Annotated in this window: 26 protein-coding genes; 19 read left to right on the top strand and 7 right to left on the bottom strand. The window is 71.8% G+C overall.

Annotated elements, in window-relative coordinates; genetic code table 11:
- The 4 genes from D450_RS0102085 to D450_RS0102070 all read left to right on the top strand — a co-directional run.
- Positions 1–415, top strand: a 415-nt coding sequence (locus tag D450_RS0102085; RefSeq protein ID WP_017537027.1) for a hypothetical protein, incomplete at its 5' end; no start/stop codon positions are given.
- Positions 412–669 carry a hypothetical protein gene (locus D450_RS0102080; RefSeq protein WP_017537026.1) on the top strand — a complete coding sequence of 86 codons (258 nt, stop codon included), beginning with the start codon at positions 412–414 and terminating at the stop codon, positions 667–669. The genes D450_RS0102085 and D450_RS0102080, both read left to right, overlap by 4 nt.
- 324 nt (positions 670–993) lie before the next feature.
- Complete coding sequence (locus tag D450_RS34390; RefSeq protein WP_241483026.1) at positions 994–1,263, top strand: hypothetical protein; 270 nt, start codon at positions 994–996, stop codon at positions 1,261–1,263.
- 139 nt (positions 1,264–1,402) lie between these two features.
- Positions 1,403–2,188, top strand: coding sequence for a hypothetical protein (locus D450_RS0102070; RefSeq protein WP_017537024.1), 786 nt, complete (start codon positions 1,403–1,405; stop codon positions 2,186–2,188).
- Positions 2,189–2,427: 239 nt separating this feature from the next.
- Here D450_RS0102070 and D450_RS0102065 read toward each other — a convergent pair whose 3' ends face one another.
- The gene (locus D450_RS0102065) at positions 2,428–2,862 is read right to left on the bottom strand and encodes a VOC family protein (RefSeq protein ID WP_017537023.1); all 435 of its coding nucleotides are present in this window, start codon (positions 2,860–2,862) and stop codon (positions 2,428–2,430) included.
- Positions 2,863–2,966: 104 nt separating this feature from the next.
- Between D450_RS0102065 and D450_RS0102060 the strand changes: the two genes are divergently transcribed.
- Both D450_RS0102060 and D450_RS33170 read left to right on the top strand, forming a co-directional pair.
- Positions 2,967–3,560 carry a TetR/AcrR family transcriptional regulator gene (locus D450_RS0102060; RefSeq protein ID WP_017537022.1) on the top strand — a complete coding sequence of 198 codons (594 nt, stop codon included), beginning with the start codon at positions 2,967–2,969 and terminating at the stop codon, positions 3,558–3,560.
- 89 nt (positions 3,561–3,649) lie between these two features.
- Positions 3,650–4,447: a hypothetical protein gene (locus D450_RS33170; protein ID WP_152520781.1), complete on the top strand. Its 798-nt coding sequence runs from the start codon at positions 3,650–3,652 to the stop codon at positions 4,445–4,447.
- Positions 4,448–4,538: 91 nt separating this feature from the next.
- Here the strand turns inward: D450_RS33170 and D450_RS0102050 are convergent, their stop codons facing one another.
- Both D450_RS0102050 and D450_RS0102045 read right to left on the bottom strand, forming a co-directional pair.
- Complete coding sequence (locus tag D450_RS0102050) at positions 4,539–5,432, bottom strand: NAD(P)-dependent oxidoreductase (RefSeq protein WP_017537020.1); 894 nt, start codon at positions 5,430–5,432, stop codon at positions 4,539–4,541.
- A gap of 195 nt (positions 5,433–5,627) precedes the next feature.
- Positions 5,628–6,494, bottom strand: a complete 867-nt coding sequence (locus tag D450_RS0102045) for an AraC family transcriptional regulator (protein WP_275041880.1) — start codon at positions 6,492–6,494, stop codon at positions 5,628–5,630.
- Between the two features lie 367 nt (positions 6,495–6,861).
- Here D450_RS0102045 and D450_RS0102040 point away from each other — a divergent pair, with 367 nt between their 5' ends.
- The 8 genes from D450_RS0102040 (at position 6,862) to D450_RS0102000 (ending at position 13,605) form a co-directional block, all read left to right on the top strand.
- A complete protein-coding gene (locus D450_RS0102040) occupies positions 6,862–7,422 on the top strand; it encodes a quercetin 2,3-dioxygenase (protein WP_017537018.1) in 561 nt (186 codons plus the stop codon).
- Between the two features lie 217 nt (positions 7,423–7,639).
- Positions 7,640–8,614, top strand: coding sequence for an alpha/beta hydrolase (locus D450_RS0102035; protein WP_017537017.1), 975 nt, complete (start codon positions 7,640–7,642; stop codon positions 8,612–8,614).
- A gap of 226 nt (positions 8,615–8,840) precedes the next feature.
- Positions 8,841–9,236, top strand: a complete 396-nt coding sequence (locus tag D450_RS0102030; protein WP_152520780.1) for a hypothetical protein — start codon at positions 8,841–8,843, stop codon at positions 9,234–9,236.
- A 422-nt stretch (positions 9,237–9,658) separates the two neighbouring features.
- Positions 9,659–9,862, top strand: a complete 204-nt coding sequence (locus tag D450_RS0102020; RefSeq protein ID WP_083932525.1) for a response regulator transcription factor — start codon at positions 9,659–9,661, stop codon at positions 9,860–9,862.
- Positions 9,863–9,970: 108 nt separating this feature from the next.
- Positions 9,971–10,240, top strand: a complete 270-nt coding sequence (locus D450_RS0102015) for a metal-sensitive transcriptional regulator (protein ID WP_017537014.1) — start codon at positions 9,971–9,973, stop codon at positions 10,238–10,240.
- A 172-nt stretch (positions 10,241–10,412) separates the two neighbouring features.
- Entirely contained in the window at positions 10,413–11,807 is a 1,395-nt protein-coding gene (locus D450_RS0102010) for an MBL fold metallo-hydrolase (protein WP_017537013.1), read from the top strand.
- A gap of 354 nt (positions 11,808–12,161) precedes the next feature.
- Complete coding sequence (locus D450_RS0102005) at positions 12,162–12,767, top strand: rhodanese-like domain-containing protein (RefSeq protein ID WP_017537012.1); 606 nt, start codon at positions 12,162–12,164, stop codon at positions 12,765–12,767.
- Positions 12,768–12,819: 52 nt separating this feature from the next.
- Complete coding sequence (locus tag D450_RS0102000) at positions 12,820–13,605, top strand: sulfite exporter TauE/SafE family protein (protein WP_083932524.1); 786 nt, start codon at positions 12,820–12,822, stop codon at positions 13,603–13,605.
- A 34-nt stretch (positions 13,606–13,639) separates the two neighbouring features.
- On the opposite strand, the gene D450_RS0101995 is transcribed toward D450_RS0102000, so the two are convergent.
- Positions 13,640–14,275 (bottom strand): maleylpyruvate isomerase family mycothiol-dependent enzyme, encoded by a 636-nt coding sequence (locus tag D450_RS0101995; protein ID WP_017537010.1) that lies wholly within the window; start codon positions 14,273–14,275, stop codon positions 13,640–13,642.
- Positions 14,276–14,480: 205 nt separating this feature from the next.
- Between D450_RS0101995 and D450_RS0101990 the strand changes: the two genes are divergently transcribed.
- On the top strand, positions 14,481–15,464 hold the full coding sequence (locus D450_RS0101990; protein WP_017537009.1) for an alpha/beta hydrolase: 984 nt from the start codon (positions 14,481–14,483) through the stop codon (positions 15,462–15,464).
- An 82-nt stretch (positions 15,465–15,546) separates the two neighbouring features.
- Positions 15,547–16,287, top strand: a complete 741-nt coding sequence (locus D450_RS0101985; RefSeq protein ID WP_017537008.1) for a siderophore-interacting protein — start codon at positions 15,547–15,549, stop codon at positions 16,285–16,287.
- 318 nt (positions 16,288–16,605) lie between these two features.
- Here D450_RS0101985 and D450_RS0101975 read toward each other — a convergent pair whose 3' ends face one another.
- Positions 16,606–16,869: a hypothetical protein gene (locus D450_RS0101975; protein WP_017537006.1), complete on the bottom strand. Its 264-nt coding sequence runs from the start codon at positions 16,867–16,869 to the stop codon at positions 16,606–16,608.
- 528 nt (positions 16,870–17,397) lie between these two features.
- A complete protein-coding gene (locus D450_RS0101970) occupies positions 17,398–18,126 on the bottom strand; it encodes a glucose 1-dehydrogenase (protein ID WP_017537005.1) in 729 nt (242 codons plus the stop codon).
- 150 nt (positions 18,127–18,276) lie between these two features.
- Between D450_RS0101970 and D450_RS0101965 the strand changes: the two genes are divergently transcribed.
- From D450_RS0101965 to D450_RS34250, 3 genes are all read left to right on the top strand, one after another.
- Positions 18,277–18,846: a TetR/AcrR family transcriptional regulator gene (locus tag D450_RS0101965; protein WP_017537004.1), complete on the top strand. Its 570-nt coding sequence runs from the start codon at positions 18,277–18,279 to the stop codon at positions 18,844–18,846.
- Positions 18,847–19,205: 359 nt separating this feature from the next.
- The gene (locus tag D450_RS0101960; RefSeq protein WP_017537003.1) at positions 19,206–20,459 is read left to right on the top strand and encodes an MFS transporter; all 1,254 of its coding nucleotides are present in this window, start codon (positions 19,206–19,208) and stop codon (positions 20,457–20,459) included.
- 30 nt (positions 20,460–20,489) lie between these two features.
- Positions 20,490–20,906, top strand: coding sequence for a Dabb family protein (locus D450_RS34250; RefSeq protein WP_017537002.1), 417 nt, complete (start codon positions 20,490–20,492; stop codon positions 20,904–20,906).
- Between the two features lie 665 nt (positions 20,907–21,571).
- Here the strand turns inward: D450_RS34250 and D450_RS0101950 are convergent.
- Entirely contained in the window at positions 21,572–22,729 is a 1,158-nt protein-coding gene (locus D450_RS0101950) for a M20 family metallopeptidase (protein ID WP_017537001.1), read from the bottom strand.
- Positions 22,730–22,749: the final 20 nt, after the last annotated feature.

Here is a 22,749-nt window from a genome sequence, read left to right as displayed (position 1 = left end):
CGCGCGCCCGCGCCCCTACACCGCCCCGCTCGCGGTGCCCGACTACGCCCGATTCTGCGAGGCCGCCGTGCGCCACCGCGCCCTGTGGCGCCTGACCTACGAGCCCGCCGACCGCGCCCCCTACCAGGCCCACCACCGTGCCGAAGAGGAGACCACCCTGGCCGCCACCGACATCGGGGCCCTGGACTTCGCGCTGAGCGAGTTCACCCCGCCCGGCCACGCCCGCGCCTACCTGCCCGCCCAGGCCTCCGGCCCTAAGGCCCCGGCCGCCCGCGCCACCGACTCCGCTGTGACCGGTGCTGCTCCCGCGGTCCCGGGCCTGCCCGCCGGCCGGCCCCGCCCGCCCGGTGACCTGCTCGCCCCGGCCCCCGCCCTGCCCGCCGGCCCCGTCGCCCGTCCGGGAGGGGCCCGGTGACCGCGCGGCCGCCCGACACCCCCGGCCCCGACCCGGAGAGCGGTTCCGAGGGGCACCGCACCCTGTCGAGGCTGAGCCCGGACCAGATCCGCATCGAGGAGAACGGCGACCGGATCACCCTCACGCTCTCCCCGACCACCGAGATCGTGCTCGACCGCAGCGCGCCGGACCGCGACGTCCAGCACGACTACGTCCAGCACCTGGCCTGCGCGGCCCGCATCGCCCGGACCCTCATGCGCCGAGCGAGCCCGTGACCCCGCCCGACCCCGACAGACCCCACCCACCACAGCCCAGAGCGGGGCCCTCCCCAAAGGAGGGCCCCGCCGCATGCGGTGACCGCCCTTATCCTGAGCGCCGGAGCAGCCCCCACTCCGGAAGGAACCATGCGCCGTCGATCGACCGCCGCCAAGGCACTTACGGGAATTGCCGCACTCGTCGCCCTGGCGGCCGTGTCGGTGTTCGTGATCAGACCCGTCGTTCCCGCTGACGAGAGCCATGACGATGACGGTTTCGGATACGTTCAGCTCCTCAGCATCTCTTCGTCTCAGGTCCGGGACGGCGTAGAGGTGTCATGGAGCATGGAGTTCATCAACCAGACCGGTGGGGAGCTGCACCTGGAGGCGTATTCGGACTGCGGCCCCCGTGTCCTGCTGCCCTGGAATGACGCCGCCTCCGCATCTGAACCGACGCCCGTCACCGTGCCCGCCGGACAGGCGACCGGCTGGGGTGACTCCTGCACGGTCGAACAGATCCGCGACCGCTTCTTCTACGAGCTGGACCTCCGGGGGCAGGACGGGAACGAGCCGAAGATGAACCTGGTGTTCACGGGCCTGGCCCCTTGGCCCTGACCTGGCAACCCCGGCGTCTGACCCCGTCTTCGCATCCCCGTCCTTGCTTACGGCGTCGCTGGTCACACCTCAAGAGAGCGGGTGTCGCAGGTGCCCTCTAAACTGTGGGCGCTCGACGCCTCGCCGATTCGAAAGCACCATGACCAGCACTCCCTCTCTGACGGCCGACGCGGTTCTCGCTGAGATTCCCGAACTCGTGCCCTACACGCGCGACGCCGTCGTCCTCCATCCCGAGCGCGCAGAGCCTGGCTTCCGTGACAGTTCGATCGGCGGACCGCTGCTATGGCCCCGTGACGAACCGTGGCCCGAATGCTCCCTGCCCGACGAGACCGATCCTGAGGGCGTTCCCGCAACGGCGATGGTGCCCGTCGCGCAGATCTACCGGCACGACGCCCCGGGACCCTGGTGGCCCGCCGACAGGGACGTCCTGCAGGTCCTGTGGTGTCCCAACGAGCATTGGGATCCCCCGGCCCGCCAGGCCGACGCCGCTCCTGTGCTCGAGGTGCGATGGCGTCGGGCCGCGGACGTGACCGACCGGCTGACGACCCCGCCGTCGCCCTCGCGGTGCGACGAGGACGGCTACCTTCCGCAGGCGTGCACCATTACCGGCGATCCCGTCACCGACCTGCCCTTCCGCGAAGAACTCCCGGCAGAACTCCGTGCACGGCTCGAGGACCTGGTCCGGGCCGGAGACGGTGGAGACGGCGTCACCCGCCTCGCCGGCTGGAAACTCGGTGGTTGGCCGACCTGGCACCTGACGCACCCCAGAGTCTTCGCCTGCCGTGACTGCGGCACCGAGATGGCACTGCTGTTCACCGTGGCCAGCGACGACGAGACAGAGGTCGTGGTCGGCCGGTGGGGGGACCTGCGCATCTTCGCCTGCCCGGCCGACCATGCTCATGCCTTCCAGGCTGATCTGCACTGAGCAGCATTGACCTGCTCCGACCTGTGCAGGCCTGTACTGGTCTGTACTGAACTGCGGCCCATCGCCCGCGACCCCGGACGCCGTCCATGCTTCCCGTCGGTCGCGTGCACGGCCGCTGAGTGAAGGCGTCCGGCACGTCGGCAGCCGCCCCATGTCGGCTGGTGACTGTTGGCTGGTGGCGGCGCCGAGCTTCGCGGGACAGGCCGTGGTGCTCGCTGGAGCGTCGCGGCTGCGCAGGTTCAGGGGGCGTGGCCGGGGGCGTACTGCTCGGCGAACTCCTCGTTCGCGGGGACGACGGTGATGACGTCGATCATGACGCCGTCCGGCGCGGCGACGATGAAGTGGCGCTGCCCGAACTCCTCCGTGCGCAGGGGGAGCAGTTCGGTCAGGCCCTCCTCGCCGACCAGCCTGCGGTGCTCGGCGTCGACGTCGTCGACCTCGAAATTGAGCAGCAGGCCGCCCTGGACCGGCGCCCGGTGCCCCTCGGGCAGGGTCGGGTGGGCGTGGTCGAGGAGGGCGAGTTCGTAGTGCGGGGCGTCCGGGCGGTGGAGGCTGACGTACCAGTCGGCCTCGAAGGTGACCGCGAAACCGAAGAGCCGGGTGTAGAAGCGGCGCGCCTCGGCCACGTCGCGGCTGGCGATCACCGGGTAGAAGCCTTTGAGTTCGCTCTGCATGCGCTCGGTCCCCTCGTCCGTGGAGATTGGGTTCACATACCCGGGGTATGTGAAATGGAACGCTAGCATACCCGAGGTATGTGAAAGAGGGGAGTGGGGCGGAGATGGCCGGCACGCGGGCCGAGCAGCGGGCGGCGACGCGCGGGGCGCTGTTGGCGGAAGGGCGGCGGAGGTTCGCCGAGGAGGGGTACCAGGCCGTGGTGCTGGCCGACGTCGCCCAGGCGGTGGGCGTCACGAAGGGGGCGGCCTACCACCACTTCACCAGCAAGGCGGGGCTCTTCCGCGCGGTGGTCGCCGACGTGCAGCGCGAACTCGGGGAGCGGGTCGCCGAGGCCGCCGACCGGCAGGACGACCCCTGGGAGCGACTGCGGGCCGGATGCCGGGCCTTCCTCGCCGCGGGGAGCGACCCGACGGTGCGCCGCATCGTCCTGACCGACGCCCCGGCGGTGCTCGGCTGGGACGAATGGCGGGCCATGGACGAGGACTCGTCGGCCCGGCACCTGGCCGAGGCGCTCACCGACCTCGTGGCGGCCGGCACCATCCCCGAGCAGCCCGTGGAACCGCTCGCCCGGCTCCTCTCCGGGGCGATGAACGAGGCGGCCCTATGGCTGGCCCGCTCGGAGGGCCCGGACGCCCTGGAGCAGACAGAGCGCGCGCTCGACCGCCTCCTCGCCGGGGTGAAGGCCACGACTGAGTGAGGGCAGCCTGTTCAAAGCGGGGCCGCATCACCCGGGGTTCTCGTCTCAGGTGTCGTGCGAGACGTGCGCCGAGTCGGCATAGTAAGTACATGCAGAAGATGAGAAATGAAGAGGCTTGGGCGCAAGTATGTATGCAGGTTGCTCTGCCGGGTGTAGAGGTTTCCCATAACGATGATGGTAGGGCTGACGCCGTTCACGACTTCAACCTCTTCCGTGGTGGGCATAGATTTGCGGCAGTGGAAGTGACGACTGCCGCGGATTCTGCGTCGCTGGCGCTTTGGAAAATCATGAACGGTGGTGGACGATGGATTCGTGAGGATCTGGATGGTGGATGGTTGGTTGCGCTTACGTCGACTGCGCGCGCCAAGCGGATCTGGGCAGATCTCCCTGCGTTACTCGTGGAACTGGAACGGCTGGGAGCCCAGAATCTGAGTGACCTGCACGGGTATAGCCGTCACCTAATCAATCGAGCGCAACGACTGGGTGTGGTGCACGCCCATCAATCTGCCACTGATTACCCCGGAAGTATCTACATCACTATTGAACTTCCGCTAGAGCGAAGTGGTGGCATGGTAGGTGACACGGGGGATGCCTTCGCGCGCTGGGTAGGAAGTTGGCTTCGCCAGCCATCTCAGGCGGACAACCTTAGTAAGTTGCAGCGTTCTGGCGCCGACGAGAGGCATTTATTCTTGATTCTTCCGGGTTTCACTGTGGCGCCATTCGAAGCTTACGACCCTCTGATGAGACCGAGTGGCCCTCTGCCTGCCGTGGCTCCTTCGATGCCCAAGGAGATCACCCACCTCTGGGTTATGAGTACCTGGAACTCGGGTGACGTGTTCTTCTGGAGTCCTGAGAAGGGGTGGAAGCGATTCGAGAAGGTCATGTGAGTTTTTTGTGCGTCCTGCTATCAATCCGTCGGGTGGGCCAAGTTCGCTCGGTCCGTCTGTCCTTGTGTCTAAGGGGGTAGTTAACTCGTGGTCATGAATCGTCGCCGAGCAGGGGGAACAGCCCGGAGAAGCCCTCGTCTCCGTGGCCGTCGGCGATCCGCCGGTCCATGAGGTGCTTGACCTCCCGCATCCGGGTCGTGTCGACGCCGAGGGAACGCCGGTGGTCGATCAGGTCGTCCATCAGGGCGGCCTGGACCGACAGCGGTCCCATGTCCGGAGGGAACGCGCCGTCGCGCACGGCCTTGCCGATGCCCCTCAGCAGTGCCGGGTAGTCGTCGGCCACCGAATCCGCGGCCCGGTCGGCGAACTCGGCGGGGTCGGCGCCCTCCGCCTGGACCAGCCGAAGGGTGTGCAGGAAACCGATCAGCAGCTCGTAGGCCGTCGCCACCTGCGCCATGAACTCCACCGAGGCCAGGCCGGCGTCGGCGCCGTAGTAGGTGCCGGTGCCCAGCTCGCGCAGCGTCGCCTCGTGGGCGTCGAACGCCGCCCGGGAGCCGCTGAAGGAGAAGTGCGCGTGGGGTGTCCCCAGGTCCGGCGGGTCGGCCATGATGCCGCCGTCGATGTACTCGGCGCCGTGCTCGCCCGCCCAACGCGCGGCCTCGCGGGCCTGGGCGGGCGAGCCGCTGGTGAGGTTCACCAGCACCTTTCCCGCAGCCGCCCCGCCCACGTCGGCCAGCACCTCCTCGGCCGCCTCGTGGTCGAGGAGGCAGGCCACCACGAGCGGACTGGCCGCGGCGGCCTCGGCCGCGGTGGCGGCCGTCGCGGCGCCGGCCTCGGCCAGAGGGACGGCCTTCGCGGCGGTGCGGTTCCAGACCGTCACCGGGTGCCCGCGGTCGAGGAAGGTCCGGGCGATGGCCGAGCCCATCGCACCGAGCCCCAGCACGGTGATCGGGGTGGCGGAGTCGTCGGAGGGCGTCGTGGCCATGGGGGCCTCCTGGTCGCGTCAGAGTGGTCGGGCAAGACGCCCTTCCGCGTCCGCCCCCTGCCGCCGGGGCAGGGCCGGAGGGGGCGCGGCGCGTCCGGCCGCCCTGCGGATCCGAACCTAGAAGTTCCAGTTAACGTGAAGTCAAGAAGACGTCCCGGAGCCGAGCGCGCGCACAGCGCAGCAGCGGGGCAGAGGTCAGGCGACGCCGTCCGCCCCGCACGCCGGACCGGTCGTCCCCCGGGGCCGCGGTGCCCCGGACGTCCCTTCCTCCGCCCCCGTCGTCTCGCGGCGGAAGGCGCTCGGGGACAGGCCGGTGCGCCGGCGGAAGAACGCGCTGAAGGCGGTGGCCTCGGGGAACCCCAGGAGCGCACCGATCTCGGCGGACGGCGCGGTGGTGTGCACCAGCATGCGCTTGGCCTCCAGCAGTACCCGGTCGTCCAGGAACCGCTTCGCGCCCACCCCGGCGGCCTCCCGCGTCGCCCTCGTCAACGTGCGCAGGCTGTAGCCCAGTCGGCGCGCGTAGTCCTCGACCCGGTGCGTGTGCGCGAACCCCTCCTCGACCGCATCGCGGAACCGGAGGAAGGCCTCGCTCCGGGCTGTGGGCGAGTGCTGAGTCTCCTCCTCCAGGTGCGCCAAGCGGACCATCAGCGCCGACGTCAGGTGGCGCATGACCTCGATGTGGTCGTCGAGCGGGAGGTCGCCCAGGCGCCGGTACTCCTGCTCCAGCGCCTCCAGCAGGCACTCCAGCTGCGAACGGTCGGTGCCGGCGGGGGTGACCGGGCGGCAGACCGGGTTCCGGTTCCCGGCGGCCACGGCGCCCCGGGTGTTCACGAACCCCGTCGGGAACAGCACCACCGTCCCCTGCGCCTGCTCCGTGGGCGCGTGGAACCGCACCACCTGGCCGGGGCGCACCCACAGCCAGGTGCCGGGCCCCGCGTCGCAGTCGCGGAAGTCCACCGAGCAGTGCAGGCGCCCCGACCGGACCACCAGGAGCTCATGGAAAGCCGGTCGGCGAGGCCGGTGCAGACCGGCTGCACCGTCGCCTCCGGCGCGCTCCGCCATGTGGGGGAGACCGACCACCTCCACCCCGGGAGGCACCCCCGGTGCCGGGCGGTAGGGGACCGGCGGGATCACCGCGTGAGCCCCGCGCGGCGAATCCTGTCCGTTTCTCTTCATTCTGTGACCTGAGTTTAGGGGCCTCCGCCCGCCATGCCTCCTTAGCGTTGGGGGAGTCCGGGGCCACCGCTCCCTCGTCTCCTGTCCGAAAGGCGACGGTCGGAAGGCACCCCGTTCCACCGCGTACGAGCAAGCCCGCGCAGGCCTGTCGGCGACGTCGTGGCCGCCCGAGGCGGGACGCGGCTCCCAGCCCGTCATGGCCTGCCCGCCGCACGATCCCTGCCCCTGAAGCCCTGTCCCCTTGGAGGGCCGTGTGACCATCGAATTCGCCACCCCGTACCGTTCCCGCTCCCACATCCCGCCCGACCCCGGTGTCCCGTACTTCATCGAGAAAGGCATGGGGGACCGGGCGCACCTGTTCGCCGACCTGATCACCGTCTACGCCGGAGGCGAGCAGACCGAGAACACCTTCAACTTCTTCACCGTCGAAGGCCCTAAGGGCGACACCATTCCGGCCCACTCCCATCCCGAGACCTACGAGGTGTTCTACGTCGTCGAGGGGGCGGTGCGGCTCTTCGTAGAGGACCTGAAGGGACGGCAGCACGAGAAGGTGCTCACTCCGGGCGACTTCGGATTCGTGCCCAAGGACTGCCCGCACGCCTACCGCATCGAACGCCACCACAGCCGCATCGTGGGCGTGGCCGCCGGGCCGGGCGGCACGTTCGAGCGCTTCTTCGAGAACCTCGGCGAGCCCACCGACGAGCTCGTCATGCCGACCGAGCCGGTCGTTCCCGAGGCACATGCGTTCGCGGTTGTGCCAGAGCGCTTCGACGTCGGGTTCCTACCGGGCCATCAGTGGCGAACGGGGAGCTGAGCCGTCGTGCCGTTCGTCCAGGCCCCTCCGGCGGGCGTACCGGTCGACGCCCTCTCTGATGGGTCATTGAGGGATGAGCCATGAGGGCGTTCGCCCGCACCACCGGTCCCGGCTCCGCCGGACACCTCGTCCCAAGCCGGTCCTGCACACCCCCGACCACTGAGAACACGTGGCGCTCGCTGAGCCAGGCGCCGACCGCCGAGCGGAGGACACATCAATGAGCCCGGCAACACCCCCGACGCACTCGACCCGCCTCCCGGCCCCGGAGGACCCGGGCACTCTCCCGCTGCCCCCGGCCGCCTTCCCCGACCCCGGCGTGGAGCTCCTCCGCGGTGCCTTCTACGCCCAGCGCCCGGGGTCGCGCCCCCTGTCCATGGACCTCTGGCTGCCGCGTGACCGCGGCGCGCCGGTACCCGTGGTCGTCTTCGTCCACGGGGGAGGGTGGCGCATCGGCAGGCGTGATGACCTGGGCCCGCGCTTCCGGGCGTGGCAGCCCGGCCCCTTCGCCCGGATCGCCCGGCAGGGGATCGCGGTGGCGTGCCCGGACTACCGGTTGAGCGCGGAGGCGACGGCGCCCGCGCAGCTCGAAGACCTCTCCGACGCCCTCGCCTGGCTGGGGGCGCGCGCCGACGAGATCGGCGTCGACCCCGGCCGCACGGTGATGTGGGGCGAGTCGGCCGGGGGCCACCTCGCCGCCCTGGCGGCCCTGACAGCGCCAACGGCGCCCACTGGGCCGACGGCACCGGCGGCGGGCACGGAGACCGGTGCCGCTTCCGGGAGTGTCACCGTCCGGGGGTGCGCGGCCTGGTACGCCCCCTCCGACCTCACCAACTTCGGCACCGACCACCCGAAGGAGCGCTTCGACCCCCGCGACCCGGACAGCTCCGAGGCGCGTCTCTTGGGTGTGCCTCCCGCCGAGGACCCGGAGCACGCCCTGGCCCACAGCCCCGTCGGCAGAGTCGCCCCGGGGGCGCCCCCGTTCCTGCTGATGCACGGCGACGAGGACCGCACCGTCGCCCTGCACCAGTCCGTCCGCCTCGCCGAAGCCCTCCACGCGGCCGGGGCCCAAGCCGATCTCCGAACGGTCCCGGGCGGCGACCACCAGTGGCGGGCCCTGCCGGAGGAGGACGTGCTCTCGTGCTTCACCACCACCGTGGACTTCTTCCACGACCGCCTCGGCACCCCCGCCTGAAAAGGAGGTCGGCTCCCCGGCCGTTGCCCGCACGAGGGCACTGTCCCGCACACGAGGTCCTCGAATGTCGACCACGGTCGGATGCCCCGGCCCCTGCTCGGTCGCCGCGAGACGCGTCATTCCGCCGTGACCGTCCTATTTTGAGCATAGTTGAAATATATTGCTCCCTAAGGTCTGAAATTCCTAGTTTTCTAGGGTTTGTTGCCCCGGAAAACAGGGAGATGGCATGGCACGAATCAGGCGTTCCTTCGGGCTTGCGGCGGCGATCGGTGTCCTGGGAGTCGCGGGCTCTCTTGCGATGGCGGCGCCGGCCTCGGCCGGCGAGGTGGAGGCGCAGTTCACGGGCGGCGAGATCACGAACGCCGCCCGGTCGGAGAAGTGGCTGGTCGTCGCCGACGACTGGAACTGCGGCGGAAGCGGCACGGCCTGCGGCAACAAGGTCCGCCTCTACCAGCTGGAGAGCTCCAAGGACCACATGAAGGACGCCGACGGGTACTACGTGCCGAACGGCTGCACGGGCACTCACTACTCCACCGGGAAGTACCCGCGGCCGACGACGGTCGGTTCCGGGTGGCACAAGATCAATGACCTCGTGGACCGGGTCGTCCTCATCAACTGCTGACCCGCGGGGCCACGGTCGTGCGCGATCTGCGCGCCATCCCCGCACCGCCTCGCAGGCAGTTCCTACGCTCCCGGCCTTCCCCCGGACCATGAGATCCCGGCCGTTAGGCCGTTCGTGTGGCCGGAGGTGACGCACGGGCCGTGGGAATCCCGCAGCGGCACCGTCGGTACGCACCACCACTGAGAGGCGGGGCTCCCCGGTCGAAGAGGAGCCCCGCCCGTGTCCGTCCGGCCCGCGTCGAAGTGTCGACCACGGTCGGATGCCCCGGGCCCTGCTCGTCCGGTTGGATCGTGTCACAGGCATGGGCGGGGCGGGTCCCAGGGGCGAGGGTCGGCGGACCCATTTTCGCGTCGACTCCTCTGACACCGCCGACACCACCACCGCTTCCGCCGACGGCGCGGTCGGCCCCGGGGCTCGGGGAACTGACCCCGCTGGAGGTCGAGGTCATGGCGGCGATCGCCGACCGCATGACCAACGGCGAGATCGCCGAGCACTTCGTGCTGTCCGAGGCGACGGTGAAGACCTATGTGGGCCGGATCCTGCGCAAGCTGGGGCTGCGGGACCGGGTGCAGACCGTCATCCGCGCCTACGAGGTGGGCCTCGCGTTGTCGGCCAGCCCCCGCTGACCCTGTGCGGCCCCCACGTGGGCGGGGTCTCCGAGGCACGGTTTTCATACGGGTAGGGGTATGGGGTACCGTGGCGGTGACGGCAGGCGGACGAAAGGCGGTGGACGGATGGAGATGTCCCCGGAGCTGGTGGGCGACGCGCTGACCCGGTTGCGGCGGGCCCAAGGGCAGCTCGCAGGCGTGATCTCGATGATGGAGGACGGCGCCGACTGCAAGGCGACGCTGACCCAGCTGGCCGCCGTCTCCCGGGCGCTGGACCGCGCCGGGTTCAAGATCGTCGCCAGCGGCATGCGGCACTGCCGGCAGGCTCGCGAGGACGGTGATGAGCCGCCGATGACCGAGGAGGAGCTGGAGAAGCTGTTCCTCGCCCTCGCCTGACGGGCGGCGGGCGCGGCGCGTTCGCGCGCCGTCTCTTTTTGCCCGGTCCATACCCCCCAGGGTGTGTGACTAAAAGGAATGAGTTTTAACTGAAAGTAGTCACCGGGCCCCGGTGCCGCGAGCCGATGCCCGGCCCGCCCCACCGACCGACTTCACCGATACGGAGGCCGACATGACGGCGCAGGCCAACGACGTCCACGTCATCAGCACCTCGTCCCTGGGGGACCGCAGCTACCTCGCGACCGACGGCGAGGCCGCCCTCGTGGTCGACCCCCAGCGCGACGTCGACCGCATCCTCGCCCTGGCCGGCCGCCTGGGCGTGCGCATCACCCACGTCCTGGAGACCCACATCCACAACGACTACGTCTCCGGCGGGCTGGAGCTCTCCCGGCTGACCGGTGCCGCGTACGGGGTCGCCGCCGCCGACGAGGTCCCCTTCGAACGCGTCCCGCTGGCCGACGGCGACGTCGTGGAGGTCTCGTCGTCCATGCGGGTGAAGGTCCTGGCCACCCCCGGGCACACCTTCCACCACCTCTCCTACGCCCTCGACGGCCCGGACGGCCCCGAAGGCGTGTTCACCGGCGGGTCCCTGCTGTTCGGCACCACCGGCCGCACCGACCTGCTCGGCCACCACCACGCCGAGGACCTGGCCCGCCACCAGCACGCCTCCGCGCGCCGCCTCGCCGAGCTGCTGCCCGACGGCGTGCGGGTGTGGCCCACCCACGGCTTCGGCAGCTTCTGCTCGGCCACCCAGGCCTCCGGCGACGACTCCACCCTCGGCAGGGAGAAGCAGATCAACCCCGCCCTGCGCCTGGCCGCCGACGAATTCGTCCACGAGACGCTGGCCGGGCTCGACGCCTACCCCGCCTACTACGCCCACATGGGCGTGGCCAACCTCGCCGGGCCCGAGCCGGTCGACCTGCGCACGCCGGTCCAGGCCGACCCGCGGGAGCTGCGCGACCGCCTGGAGCGCGGCGAGTGGGTGGTGGACCTGCGCAACCGCAAGGCCTACGTCGGCTCCCACCTGGCCGGGACCGTGAGTCTGGGGTTGGACGGGCCGATGGCCACCTGGCTCGGATGGATGATCGAGTGGGGCGCCCCCGTCACCCTGCTCGGCGAGACGCCCGACCAGGTCGCGCAGGCCCGGCGCGAACTGGTGCGGATCGGCATCGACCGCATCGCCGCCGCTGCCGCGGGTGCGCCCGAGGAGCTTGCCGCCTCGCCCGACCAGCTCCGCTCCCTGCCGACGGCCACCTTCGACGGCCTGGCCTCGGCCATGGACGGCGCGGTCCCCGACGGTCTTCCCGCCCCTGACGTCGTGCTCGACGTGCGCCTGAAGAACGAATGGGATGCCTCGCACGTGCGCGGTGCCGTGCACATCCCGCTGCCCGAGCTGGCGGGACGCATGGACGACGTCCCGCACGGCGCGGTGTGGGTGCACTGCGGCAGCGGGTACCGCGCCACGGCGGCGGCGTCGCTGCTGGCGCGCGCCGGGCGCCGGGTCGTGCTCGTGGACGACGCCTTCGACCGGGCTGAGTCCGAGGGCGTGCCGATGGCGGTGGCGTGAAGGTCCTGTCCCGTAGGCCCCTGAGGCCCCTCGCGATGGCGGCCGTCGGAGGCGTTGGAGCGGCGGACGGTCCGAAGCTCAGGGAGCGCGACGGAGCCGCCACCTCGACCGCACTGGCGGGGCGGTCCGCCGCACCGCATCGGTCGCGCGTCCCGTGCGCGTGCGCTGTGCCGAGATACCCGGCCCGCGCCGCGTGCCCTCCAAACGGATCGAGAGTGGCGGAATCACCACTATCGGCGGCGTGGAGTGGTGAATTCACCACTCTCGATCGCCGGTCCCTGCCCGGCCGCCATCACCGTCCCCGACCCGCTCACTGCCCCCACCCCGAATCCTGAGCACCGAGATCGAGGAACCATGAACGAGTCCATTCCCTCCGCCCACTCCGCCTCCCTCACCGTCGACGAGCTGCGAGCGCTGAGAGAGAACGACCCCCGCGTGCGCCTGATCGATGTGCGGACTCCGGGCGAGTTCGCCTCAGTGCACATCCCCGGCTCCTACAACGTTCCCCTGAACCTGCTGCAGGAGCACCGCAACGAGCTCACGGCCGACCACTCCGACCCGGTCGTGCTGGTCTGCCGTTCCGGCATGCGTGCCGACGAGGCGCGCAAGCTGGTCGACGCGGCCGGTCTCACCGGCATCAGCGTGCTCCAGGGCGGTGTCACCGCCTGGGAGACGGCGGGCGCGCCGGTCGAGAAGGGGCGCGGCACCTGGTCCATGGAGCGGCAGGTCCGCTTCACGGCCGGGGCGATCGTCCTGGTGTCGGTCCTCGCCGGCCTCGCCTTCCCTCCGCTGACCTGGATCGCCGCGATCATCGGAGCGGGGCTGGTGTTCTCGGCGGTCACCGACACCTGCGGGATGGCCCGCGTCTTGGCGCTGATGCCGTGGAACCGCGCCGTGTCCTGCGATTCGGGAACGATGCTCACGGCGCTGACCGGCCCGGACGCCGGGGGCTCCCGGTGAGCGCCGTCTGTCGCGTCGGCGCCCGCGTACCCGAGAGCGCGCGGGGGCGGCCGTGTTAGCGGCGCTCCTGTCCGGACTGGCCATCGGCGCCCTCATGGGGGTCCTCGGTGCGGGCGGGTCGATCCTCGCCGTTCCCGCCCTGGTGTTCGGCGTCGGCCTGTCGGTCCACGCCGCCATCCCCGCATCGCTCGCCGTGGTCGGGGCCTCGTCGGTGGCCGGGGTCCTGCCGCGTCTGCGGCAGGGCGTCATCCGCTGGCGCGTCGCCTTGGCGTTCGCTGTCCCGGGGATCCCGGCGGCGTTCGCGGGGACGGCGATCGGGCAGCGGCTCCCGGAGCAGTGGCTGATGCTCGGCTTCGCGGCCGTGATGGTCGCGGTCGCCGTGCGCATGCTCGTCGCGTCGCCGGGCGAGGACGGGGCGTGCCGCACCCGCTCGGGCGGGGTGGACTGGCGCTCCTGCCTGCCCAAGGCGGCCGCCGCCGGGGCCGCGGTCGGCCTGCTCACCGGGCTGTTCGGGGTGGGCGGCGGGTTCGTCGTGGTGCCCGCGCTGGCCCTGCTCCTGGGGCTGGACGCGGCCGAGGCCGTGGCGACCTCGCTACTGGTGGTGGCGCTCAACTCCGCGTCCGGGCTGGTCGCGCACTGGGGTTCGGCGCCCCTGGAGGGGGCGGGCACGGTGGCCGTGTTCGCGGCCGCTGCGGTGGTGTCGTCCCTGGTGATGGGGCGCTTGGCCCGTCGGATCCCCGCCGAGCGGCTGAAGCGGGCCTTCGCCGTCCTCGTCATGGCCGTCGCGGCGGCCGTGGCGGGCGCGGCCCTGCTGTGGCCGGAACTCCTGGCAGGGTGACCGGGCGGTCGGCGCCCGCCGCGTCCGGGACGCGTCAGTCCTCCATGCGTTCGCGCAGGATCCGCACTCCGTCGCCGCTGAGGTCGTCCAGGTGGGCTGGCCGTCCGGTCATCGCCATGATCAGGGCGAGGGTGCTCCCGGAGACGAGCGGTCCGGCCCCGGAGGCGAACGGCCCGTCGGTGGCGCGGAGCTCCAGCCCCTCGACCCGGCTCTTGGCCACGACGACCTGGTCCGAGCCCTTGTAGTAGTCCGCCACACGGGTCAGCACGGCGATCGGACGGTCACTCGGGATGCCCAGCGGCCGCCGGATGTCCTCGCCGTGGACGACCGCCTCGCCGAGGATGGCGGGCTTGGGCAGGGGCGGGAACGTCGTGCTGTCGATGACCGCCCGGAAGCGTTCCAGGGTCTCGGCCCCGGAGGCCCCCATCTGCTCCTCCAGGCGCATCGCGACCTGGGCGTCGAAGTCGAACCGGCAGCGGACGACCCCGGCGAACCATCGCAGGCCGTTCAAGGTGGCCGCGGCCGTCATGTGGGCGAGGACCTGCCGCACGGTCAGGCCTTCGCACAGCGACGGGGTCGCCCACCGCTCATCGGTCAGGTCCGCCAGGTCCTCGGCCAGCGCCGCCCGCTCTTGGTGGATCAGCGGCCACAGGTCCTCACGGCCGCTCATCGGTGGGCTCCACGGCGCGGGCCCGGTGCTGGTGACGGCATCTGACGCTCCTCGGCTCGGTACGCGACCTGCCCCGTGGCCACGGGGCAGGCAGGATTATCGCCTCGGCCTCTGACGATTCGAGGGCAGACAGGCCGTACACCCCCTCCACCGGACAGGGGGAGGGGGGCTAGGGTCCCGGTGTCCCATCCCCGAGGAGGGCCTCATGTCCGAACCCCCTGTCCCGCCGCCCGTGCCCTTCGACGCCGAGGTGGTGCCGGCCCTGCGTGCCGCGCGCGCTGTGGGGCCGCCCCTCGAAAGCCTGGACCAGATCGCCGCCATCCGCGCCGCCTACGCTGAGGTCGCCTCGGTGGCCGACGAGGACCTGCGGCGCGGCGGCGCCATCGATGTCGAGGAGCGCACGGTCCCCGGAGCGGACGGGGCTCCCGACATCTCTCTGCTGATCTGCCGTCCGGCCGTCGTGGACGGCCCCGTCCCCGCGCTGTACTACTCGCACGGCGGGGGGATGGTCATCGGCGACAACCGGCTCGGCATGCCGGAAGTGGTCTCCTGGGCCGCGGAGGAGGGGTTCGCGGTCGTCTCGGTCGAGTACCGGCTGGCCCCTGAGCATCCGCACCCGGCGCCCGTCGAGGACTGCTACGCCGGGCTGCTCTGGGCGGCGGAGAACGCCGCCGCCATCGGCGTGGACCCCGACCGGATCGTCGTCGGCGGGGGGAGCGCCGGCGGCGGCCTGGCCGCCGCGCTGGCCCTGATGGCCCGCGACCGCAAGGGACCGGACCTCAAGGGGCAGATGCTCCTGTGCCCCATGCTCGACGACCGCAACGACAGCGTCTCCATGCGGCAGATGGACGGACTCGGCATGTGGGACCGCCCGGCCAACCACGTCGGCTGGACGGCCCTGCTCGGCGAGGCGGCCGGCGGTCCGGACGTCTCTCCGTACGCCGCCCCCGCCCGGGCCGGAGACCTGTCCGGCCTCCCGCAGGCCTTCATCGACGTCGGCTCGGCGGAGGGCTTCCGCGACGAGGCCGCCGCCTATGCCTCCGCCCTCTGGGCGGCGGGCGGGCAGGCGGAACTGCACGTGTGGGCGGGCGGCTTCCACGGCTACGACTGGATGGCCCCCGGCGCGGCCGTGTCCCGTGCGGCGCGCGACGCCCGGCTCAGCTGGCTGAGGCGGGTCCTGGGGCGGTAGACCTCGGCGCGATGGCAAGTTAGATTAGGCTCACCTAATATCGACCGCCATCGTCGTCGACGCCTCCCGGAGAGGGGACCGAATGAGCCGGTTCGAACGCGCCGTTCTGCGGGTGCTGAGGGCCCCCGACCACTGGATCACGGTGCAGGGCGCCGCCGACGTGACGCCCCACTACCGCAGGGTCCGCTTCCACGGCCCCGACCTGCTCGCCGAACACGCCACCCCTCCGGGTTTCTGGCTGCGGCTCTGGTTCCCCAGCGGGGGCGATGAGTACCAGCGCGGATACACCGTCACCGACGTGGACCGGGAGAACGGGGAGTTCTCCGTCGAGTTCGTCCTGCACGAGGGCGGGAGCCTGGCCTCCGACTGGGCGCGCGCGGCGGAGAAGGGGGACCGCCTCAAGGTGACCGTCTACCCGGGCAAGTCCTTCTCGGTCCCGGAGCCGGCTCCTGCCGGGTACCTGCTCGTCGGGGACCCCGCATCGCTCCCCGCGATCAACGACATACTGCGCGCACTGCCTGAGCGGACCCGCGCGCGCGTGCTCCTCCAGCGCCAGCATGTCGAGGACATGGACCTGCCCACCGCAGTGCGCGAGGGCGACGAACTCACCTGGGTCGTGGAAGAGGACGGGCTGCCGAAGGCGGTCGAGGCGCTGAAGGGCGAACTCGACGGGTGGAGGGCGTGGGTGGCCACGGACACCGGCACCACCAAGCGCGTGCGCACTCTCCTGCGCGACACCTGCGGCCTCCCGAAGGACGCCGTCACCGCCCGCGGCTACTGGATCAAGGGCCGTTCGATGGGCGGAGCGCCGAAGGGGGAGTGAGTCCCCTCGGGTGCGGGCGGCGGACCCGCCCTGGGGCGTCCGGGGCGCCCGTCACGGGTGCCCCGGCCACACGCCCTTCGCGGCGGAGGCCGTCACATGGACATGTAGCCGCCGTCCGGCGATGACACGGCCCTGTCGGACTTCACCGAGCAGAACTGCTCGGAGGGCCCTGTGCGGTAGCCGGTGCGGTCGTGCAGGCCGCTCCGGTGCGCGGGAAACGGGGCGGGGCTGCGGATGCGGGCGCCCGTAGGGCAAAGCAAGCGCTGTCGGTGTCCTCGGATGCGCACACCGACAGCGCTCGAAGCCGTCAGCGAGCCACTATTTACTGCGGCTCATGAGGTTCATCTTGGGGGGATTGCTGGTGACACACCAGTAGTCGCGGGTGGAAGAAAGGAAGGTGTAAGTGTCGGCGAGATACTCGCACATGGGCTCGGGGAGGTCCTTTTGCTCGAGCCTCGTGTCGTTCGGCGGGCCGTAGGTTCCCGCGGTGTCGGCTCCGGCGGGTGCCGTGGCGAGAAAGGCGCCGGAGGTCGCAGCCGCGGCCACCAGGAGCGTGGCCGCGCCCTTCTTGATGCGCTTCATGCGGGATTCCCCTCGTCGGGTGAAAATTCTCGTCGTCCGAAGCCCGGCGCGATACAACGCCAGGCTTCTTTCGGACCCCTTGTAGGTATGGCCTTCAGGGGAGGGCGGGCGGAGCGGGCGCACGTAAACGCCCCAGTGTCCTGTGTGACGGCTCCGACTCCGCCCGTTGGGGCGGTAATGAAGGATCTATCCCTGAAAGATTTCCTCATTTCGCCGGTTCAGACGCTAGCTGTCGCCTGCGGGGGTCGCAAATTGCATGAGGGTACGTTGGAAGTGCGGCGAGTAGAAGGGGTGGCGGGGCGCTGGCCTGCCCTGATCCGGCGACGAGAGAGATCGCCCGTGCATTGTCGAGGGTTTTGATTCGCGTTGAAATTCCCTGGTGCGGCGGAGTGCCCGAGTGCAAGGAATGAGGGGTGCGTGATGTCGGTCACTCAATGGTTGTGGTGTGCGGCGCCGCCGGTGAGCCGATCTCCGGAGTCACCGGCGGCTCCGTGTCGTCCGGCCGCGCGCGTTCCGTGGCGGAGGCCGTCACATGGACGTGTAGCCGCCGTCAGCGATGAACTCCGAGCCGGTGGAGTAGCTTGACTCGTCGGACGCCAGGAACAGGACCAGGTTCGCCAGTTCCTCCGGGCGGCCGGTGCGGCGCAGGGGCTGGATCCTCGCCAGGTCGTCGACGCCGGAGCCCTCCGTCATCGGTGTCGTCACGAAGCCGGGGTGCACCGAGTTCACGCGGATGCCCTCCGGACCGAGTTCCTGTGCGGCGCCCTTGGTCATGCCGCGCACCGCCCACTTGGTGGCGGTGTAGCCCATGATCCCCGAGAAGGCGATGATGCCGCCGATCGAGGAGATGTTGACGATCGAGCCGCCGCTGGCCGTGCGCATCGAGCCGATGACCGCCTTCATGCCCAGGAACACCCCGACCTGGTTGACGTCGATGTCCCTGCGGAAGTCCTCCTCGGACATCTCCTCCAAGGGCTGGTTGTGCACGATGCCCGCGTTGTTCACCAGCACGTCCACCGGCCCGAAGAGCCGCTCGGCCGCGGTGACCGCGTCCTTCCACGCCTCGGCATCGGTCACGTCGAGGTGCACGAACCCGGCGGCATCGCCCAGTTCGGCGGAGAGCGCCACGCCCTCGTCGTCCAGCACGTCGGCGATGACGACCCGCGCCCCCTCGTGCACCAGTGCCCGGACCTGCGCGGCCCCCAGACCCCGCGCGCCGCCGGTGACGATCGCGACCTTGCCTTCGACCCGTCCCATGGTGGACCTCCACGTCCTCTCATGCGGGCGGCGGCCCTGCGTCGTCGCCCGGCTATGAGGGAACGGGAGACGGCTGTCGAGTATTCCTATTAGGAAGCAAAGAGGGGAGGGGAGGTTGACGGGGAGGAGTGTGAGTGGTTTATTACTCACATGACGACGCCAGAGTCCCGCCGACAGCTGTCCACCGCCGACGAGCGCAGGAGGACGGTCCTGCGGACCGCGATCAGCGCCTTCGCCGAAGGGGGCTACTTCGGCACCACGACCACGGCCGTGGCCCAGCGGGCGGGCATCTCGCAGGCCTATGTCTACCGGCTGTTCCCCGGCAAGGAGGCGCTGTTCACGGCGGTGGTGGAGCACTGCTTCGCCCTGATCCGCGAAAGTCTGGGCGACGGTGCCGCCGCGGCCGACGGCAGCTCGCCGGAGGCGGTCCTGGACGCGATGGGCGAGGCCTACGCCCGGCTCATCGCCGACCGCGACCTGCTGATGCTCCAGTTGCACGCGCAGTGCGCGGCGGCTTCGGAGCCCGCGATCGGGGAGGTGGTGCGGGCGGGGTACGCCCGGCTGGTCGAGTACGTCCGCGGGGTCTCCGGTGCGGCGGAGGCCGACGTCCAACGGTTCTTCGCCACGGGCATGCTGTGCCACCTCGTGGTCGCCCTCGATGCCGGCCGCATCGACGCCCCGTGGGCGCGGACGCTGTCCGACGGGCTCCGCCATTTCTGACGCCCGCACGGCGGGGCGGAGGCGGGGGCATGGCCCGCGCCCCGTGCCGGTCTCGGGGCGGCCGGTTTCACGGGGGCGGGCGGGCGCGTGCCCGGACCGCCCTGGACGGGGACGCCGTCCATGCCGTGGCGCCGAGCGCCCCCGCTGCCCGTACCGCCGCCCCGATGGCCGTTTCTTCGGCCCGAAGAGTGAGTGGTCGACCACTCATACTGCACGTTGAGGAGGCCGTTGTGACCGCCCCGCCGGACCCTGCCGACGCGTCCGCCTCCCCACCCCCCGCGTCGGCCCTCAGGGCCGCGCTCGGGAACCGGCCCGTCGGCCGGTCTCCCGGCCCGACCTCCGAGAGAGGAGCACCTGCCATGCCGCTCGCGTCGACCCGGCCTGCCCGGCCGCGCCAGGAGCCGTCGCGCCCGGCGCGCGCCGCGGTGCTGGCCGCGGCGATGATGACGATCATGGCGGCGGCGATCATCTCGCCCAGCCTGCCCGCGATGCGCGAGGTGTTCGCCGACACCCCCGGAGCGGACCTCCTCGTCCGCTCCGCGCTGACCGTCACCTCCCTCGCCATCGCCGTCAGCGCCCCCCTGTCCGGACTGGTCGCCGACCGCGTGGGGCGCCGACCGCTGCTCGTGTCCGGCCTGGTGCTCGCCGCGGTCAGCGGCACCGCCGGACTCCTGGTCACCGATCTGTACGTGCTGCTGGCCACCAGGGCGCTGCTCGGCGTCGCGGTGGGCGGGATCATGACGGCGGTCGGCGCCCTGATCACCGACTGGTTCGACGGGCCGCGGCGCGCGTCCTTCCTCGGCCTGCAGCAGGCGTTCGCCAGTCTGGGCGGCGTCGTGTTCCTGCCCCTGGCCGGGACACTGGCCGCGGTCGACTGGCGGGCGCCGTTCTGGATCTACGCCGTCTCGGCGGGCGTCGCCGCGTTCGCCATCGGCGCTCTGCGCACGGAGCCGCGCATCCGGCGCACCGGGCACGCGGAGCACGCCGCAGCGCCCCGCCGCCCGTCCCGCCGCCCGCCCCGTCCGCCCGTCCGGACGACGACCAGCCGCATCCTCGGCGTCTACGTGCTGGCGCTGGTCGCCACCCTGGTGTTCTACATGGCGCCCACCCAACTGCCCTTCCTGCTCAGCGGTCACGGAACCGGGCCCGCCCTCACCGGCGCGGTGATCGCCGGAAGCACCCTCACCGGCGCGGTCGGCGCGCTGGCGTTCCCGGCCCTGCGCCGCCGCCTGACGCCCTCCGCGATCACCGCGATCAGCGTCGCCCTGCTCGGCGCGGGCTGGCTGCTGGTCGGCACGGCCGGCACCGTCGGACCGATCGCGGCCGGGCTGCTCGTCGGCGGCGTCGGCGTCGGGTTCATCGTCCCCAACCTCAATCTGCGGCTCAGCGAGCTCGCCCGCCCCGACCGGCGCGGCCGGGTCCTCAGCGGCCTGGTCACGGCGATCTTCCTCGGGCAGTTCCTTTCGCCGCTCGCCGTCCACCCCCTCGTCCACGCCACCGGCCTCGCCGCCGCGTTCACCTGGACCGGCGGCGCGATGGCGGCAGTCGCCGCCCTCGCCGTCATCGGGCCATGGGCGGCCCGCACAGGCCGGGACCACGGCGCCTCGCACTGAGGCTCCTCACCCCACCGAAAGGAAAGAACGATGATCCAGCACGGAATCCGCTTCACCTTCAAGTCCGGCGTCACGCCGGAGCAGCGCGAGGAGGCATTGGAGAGCCTGCGCGAGCAGGGGCGGGCCATCCCGGCCGTGACCTCCTTCGTCGTCGGCCGCGACTACGGCGGCGAGTACGAGTGGGGGGCCGCCTTCGCGATCGAAGACCTCGACGGCTACTGGGAGTACCTCATCCACCCCGCCCACCTGCACACCGACCGGGTCGGGCTGCCGCTGGTCGACAGGTTCGCCTCGTTCGACATCACCGACGACCCCTCCCCGGACTTCGGCGAGAGGATCGCCGCCCTGCACCAGCGCCGGTTCGACAGCCTGCCCGACATCACCAAGCTCGTTTCCGATCTGGGCGAGTACGTCGGCAGCGCCGCACCGGGCCCGCACGGCGACTGACCGCGGCCCCGGCACGGGGGCGAAGGGAGAGGGAGGCAATGGTGCCCGGGACCGCCGCTCCGCGTAAGGGCGGTCCCGGGCCGCGGCGCCCCCGACCCCAGAGGAGGAAGGCCGGTCCGCCGCTCAAGGGCGTGGGCCTTCCCGGGAAGGCCGTGCGAACCCCGTGCGCGACGCGCGACGAGGGGGTGCGCGCCCGGCCACGGGGCCGCCGCGCCGCCCTCGGGCGCGACGAGGGGGAAAGCCTAGGAGGAAACCGGCCCAATTGCGGACCTAGTCGTGCGAACCAGGCCGGTTTCGGCCATGCCTGGCCCGGCCTCGGTGCAGGGCGGTATAGGGAGGTATAGGGCCGCGACGGCGGGGGTGACCGGCCCGCCGCCCTGGCGTTCTCCCGTCGTCCTCCAGCGATCCGGAAGGAGGAGAAAGGGGAAAGCGCCCCGGGACGGGACCCGCACGGGTCGGGCGGAGCGCTTCCCCGGCTTCACGGCCCGCGGTCCTCAGGCCGCTGGGGCACGGACATCGCAGACTGTGCGGGCCGGCCATGGAGGCGGCGCGGGCACAGCGGTCCGTGCAGGGCGTGCAGGCCGCATGAACCCCTGCAGGCCCCATGAACCGCGCAGGCCGCGCAAGCCGCCCAGACTGCACAGGCGGCCCCGGGGCCGGTCCTCTCACCCCTCGGACAGGCGTGTCAGCAGCCCGGACAGCAGGGCCACCTGGTGCGGGGTGCGGCCGATGCTCACGTGCTCGTCGCGGGAGTGGGGGCCCGCGCCGGCCGCGCCCAGGCCGTCCAGGACCGGGCGGCCCAGGGCGGCGACCAGATTGCCGTCGCTGGCCCCGCCCACCGAGATCTGCCCCAGGTCCTCGCCGAGCCCGGCCGCCACCTCGCGGGCCAGCCCGAAGGCGCGGTCGGTGGCCGGCCCGGGGTTCATCGGCGGACGGTTCCACCCGCCCGACACCTCCACCTTCACCCGGCCGTCCGAGGGCGCCAGCGCCGCCAGCCCGGCGTCGACGCGCGCGGGCTCCTCCGGGTCCTGAATACGCACGTCCACCTGGCACGAGGCCTTGCCCGCCACGACGTTGCGGGCCGTTCCGCCACTGAAGACCCCCACGTTGACCGTGGTTCCGCGCTCGGGGGCGGCCAGGGCCGCCATCCTGGGCACGAGCTCGGCCAGGGCGTGCACGGCGCTCGCCCCCGCCTGCGGGTCCAGCCCCGCATGCGATTCGATCCCGGTCGCGGTCACGTCGAACAGGCCCATGCCCTTGCGGCCCGTCTTGACCATGCCCTCCCTGCTGGGCTCCAGCACCAGCGTCACGTCCGCGGCCCGGCCCGCGTGTTCGATGTGCGGGCTGGAAGCCGGACTGCCGACCTCCTCGTCGCCATTGAAGAGGAAACGGATCGACGGCAGGGGCAGCCCTGCATCACGGAGGGTCTTGACCGCCCAGACGCCCTGCACGATGCCGGCCTTCATGTCGAAGCACCCCGGGCCGCTGAACCGGTCGCCGTCGATGCCGACCGGCCATTCCTCCAGGGTCCCCTCCGGCCACACGGTGTCGTAGTGGCACAGCAGCAGCACCTCGCCGCCGCCGTCACCCGGGTACAGCATCTCCAGCACGTCGCCGTGGACGCCGCCGTCCCTCCGGACGCGTTCGGCCGGGGCGCCCAGACGCTCCACCGCCCACGCCTCGATGTCCTCCAGCCCGGCGTCCAGCAGGCGCTTGTCGCTGCTGGGCGTCTCCTTCTCCACCAGGCGGCGCAGGTCGTCGAGGATCAGGGGCAGGTCGCGCCGGGCCGCCTCGGCCAGCCCGGGCAGGGACGCATCGCTCACGTCGTCACCTTCTCGTCGGT

The organism is Nocardiopsis halophila DSM 44494, from assembly GCF_000341245.1.
Classification (GTDB): Bacteria; Actinomycetota; Actinomycetes; order Streptosporangiales; family Streptosporangiaceae; genus Nocardiopsis_A; species Nocardiopsis_A halophila.
Note: the sequence above shows the minus strand (reverse complement) of the source record. Positions and strands in the feature narration are given on the sequence as shown.

Excerpts from the sequence above, each read along its gene's own strand:
- D450_RS0102010 (WP_017537013.1), top strand. The coding sequence starts at position 10,413 with ATGACGGCGCAGGCCAACGACGTCCACGTCATCAGCACCTCGTCCCTG.
- D450_RS0101970 (WP_017537005.1), bottom strand. The coding sequence starts at position 18,126 with ATGGGACGGGTCGAAGGCAAGGTCGCGATCGTCACCGGCGGCGCGCGG.
- D450_RS33170 (WP_152520781.1), top strand. The coding sequence starts at position 3,650 with ATGCAGAAGATGAGAAATGAAGAGGCTTGGGCGCAAGTATGTATGCAG.
- D450_RS0101960 (WP_017537003.1), top strand. The coding sequence starts at position 19,206 with ATGCCGCTCGCGTCGACCCGGCCTGCCCGGCCGCGCCAGGAGCCGTCG.
- D450_RS0102060 (WP_017537022.1), top strand. The coding sequence starts at position 2,967 with ATGGCCGGCACGCGGGCCGAGCAGCGGGCGGCGACGCGCGGGGCGCTG.
- D450_RS0102030 (WP_152520780.1), top strand. The coding sequence starts at position 8,841 with ATGGCACGAATCAGGCGTTCCTTCGGGCTTGCGGCGGCGATCGGTGTC.
- D450_RS34250 (WP_017537002.1), top strand. The coding sequence starts at position 20,490 with ATGATCCAGCACGGAATCCGCTTCACCTTCAAGTCCGGCGTCACGCCG.
- D450_RS0102005 (WP_017537012.1), top strand. The coding sequence starts at position 12,162 with ATGAACGAGTCCATTCCCTCCGCCCACTCCGCCTCCCTCACCGTCGAC.
- D450_RS0101965 (WP_017537004.1), top strand. The coding sequence starts at position 18,277 with ATGACGACGCCAGAGTCCCGCCGACAGCTGTCCACCGCCGACGAGCGC.
- D450_RS0102065 (WP_017537023.1), bottom strand. The coding sequence starts at position 2,862 with ATGCAGAGCGAACTCAAAGGCTTCTACCCGGTGATCGCCAGCCGCGAC.
- D450_RS0101995 (WP_017537010.1), bottom strand. The coding sequence starts at position 14,275 with ATGAGCGGCCGTGAGGACCTGTGGCCGCTGATCCACCAAGAGCGGGCG.
- D450_RS0102045 (WP_275041880.1), bottom strand. The coding sequence starts at position 6,494 with ATGGCGGAGCGCGCCGGAGGCGACGGTGCAGCCGGTCTGCACCGGCCT.
- D450_RS34390 (WP_241483026.1), top strand. The coding sequence starts at position 994 with ATGGAGTTCATCAACCAGACCGGTGGGGAGCTGCACCTGGAGGCGTAT.
- D450_RS0101985 (WP_017537008.1), top strand. The coding sequence starts at position 15,547 with ATGAGCCGGTTCGAACGCGCCGTTCTGCGGGTGCTGAGGGCCCCCGAC.
- D450_RS0102050 (WP_017537020.1), bottom strand. The coding sequence starts at position 5,432 with ATGGCCACGACGCCCTCCGACGACTCCGCCACCCCGATCACCGTGCTG.
- D450_RS0101975 (WP_017537006.1), bottom strand. The coding sequence starts at position 16,869 with ATGAAGCGCATCAAGAAGGGCGCGGCCACGCTCCTGGTGGCCGCGGCT.
- D450_RS0102015 (WP_017537014.1), top strand. The coding sequence starts at position 9,971 with ATGGAGATGTCCCCGGAGCTGGTGGGCGACGCGCTGACCCGGTTGCGG.
- D450_RS0102070 (WP_017537024.1), top strand. The coding sequence starts at position 1,403 with ATGACCAGCACTCCCTCTCTGACGGCCGACGCGGTTCTCGCTGAGATT.
- D450_RS0102035 (WP_017537017.1), top strand. The coding sequence starts at position 7,640 with ATGAGCCCGGCAACACCCCCGACGCACTCGACCCGCCTCCCGGCCCCG.
- D450_RS0101990 (WP_017537009.1), top strand. The coding sequence starts at position 14,481 with ATGTCCGAACCCCCTGTCCCGCCGCCCGTGCCCTTCGACGCCGAGGTG.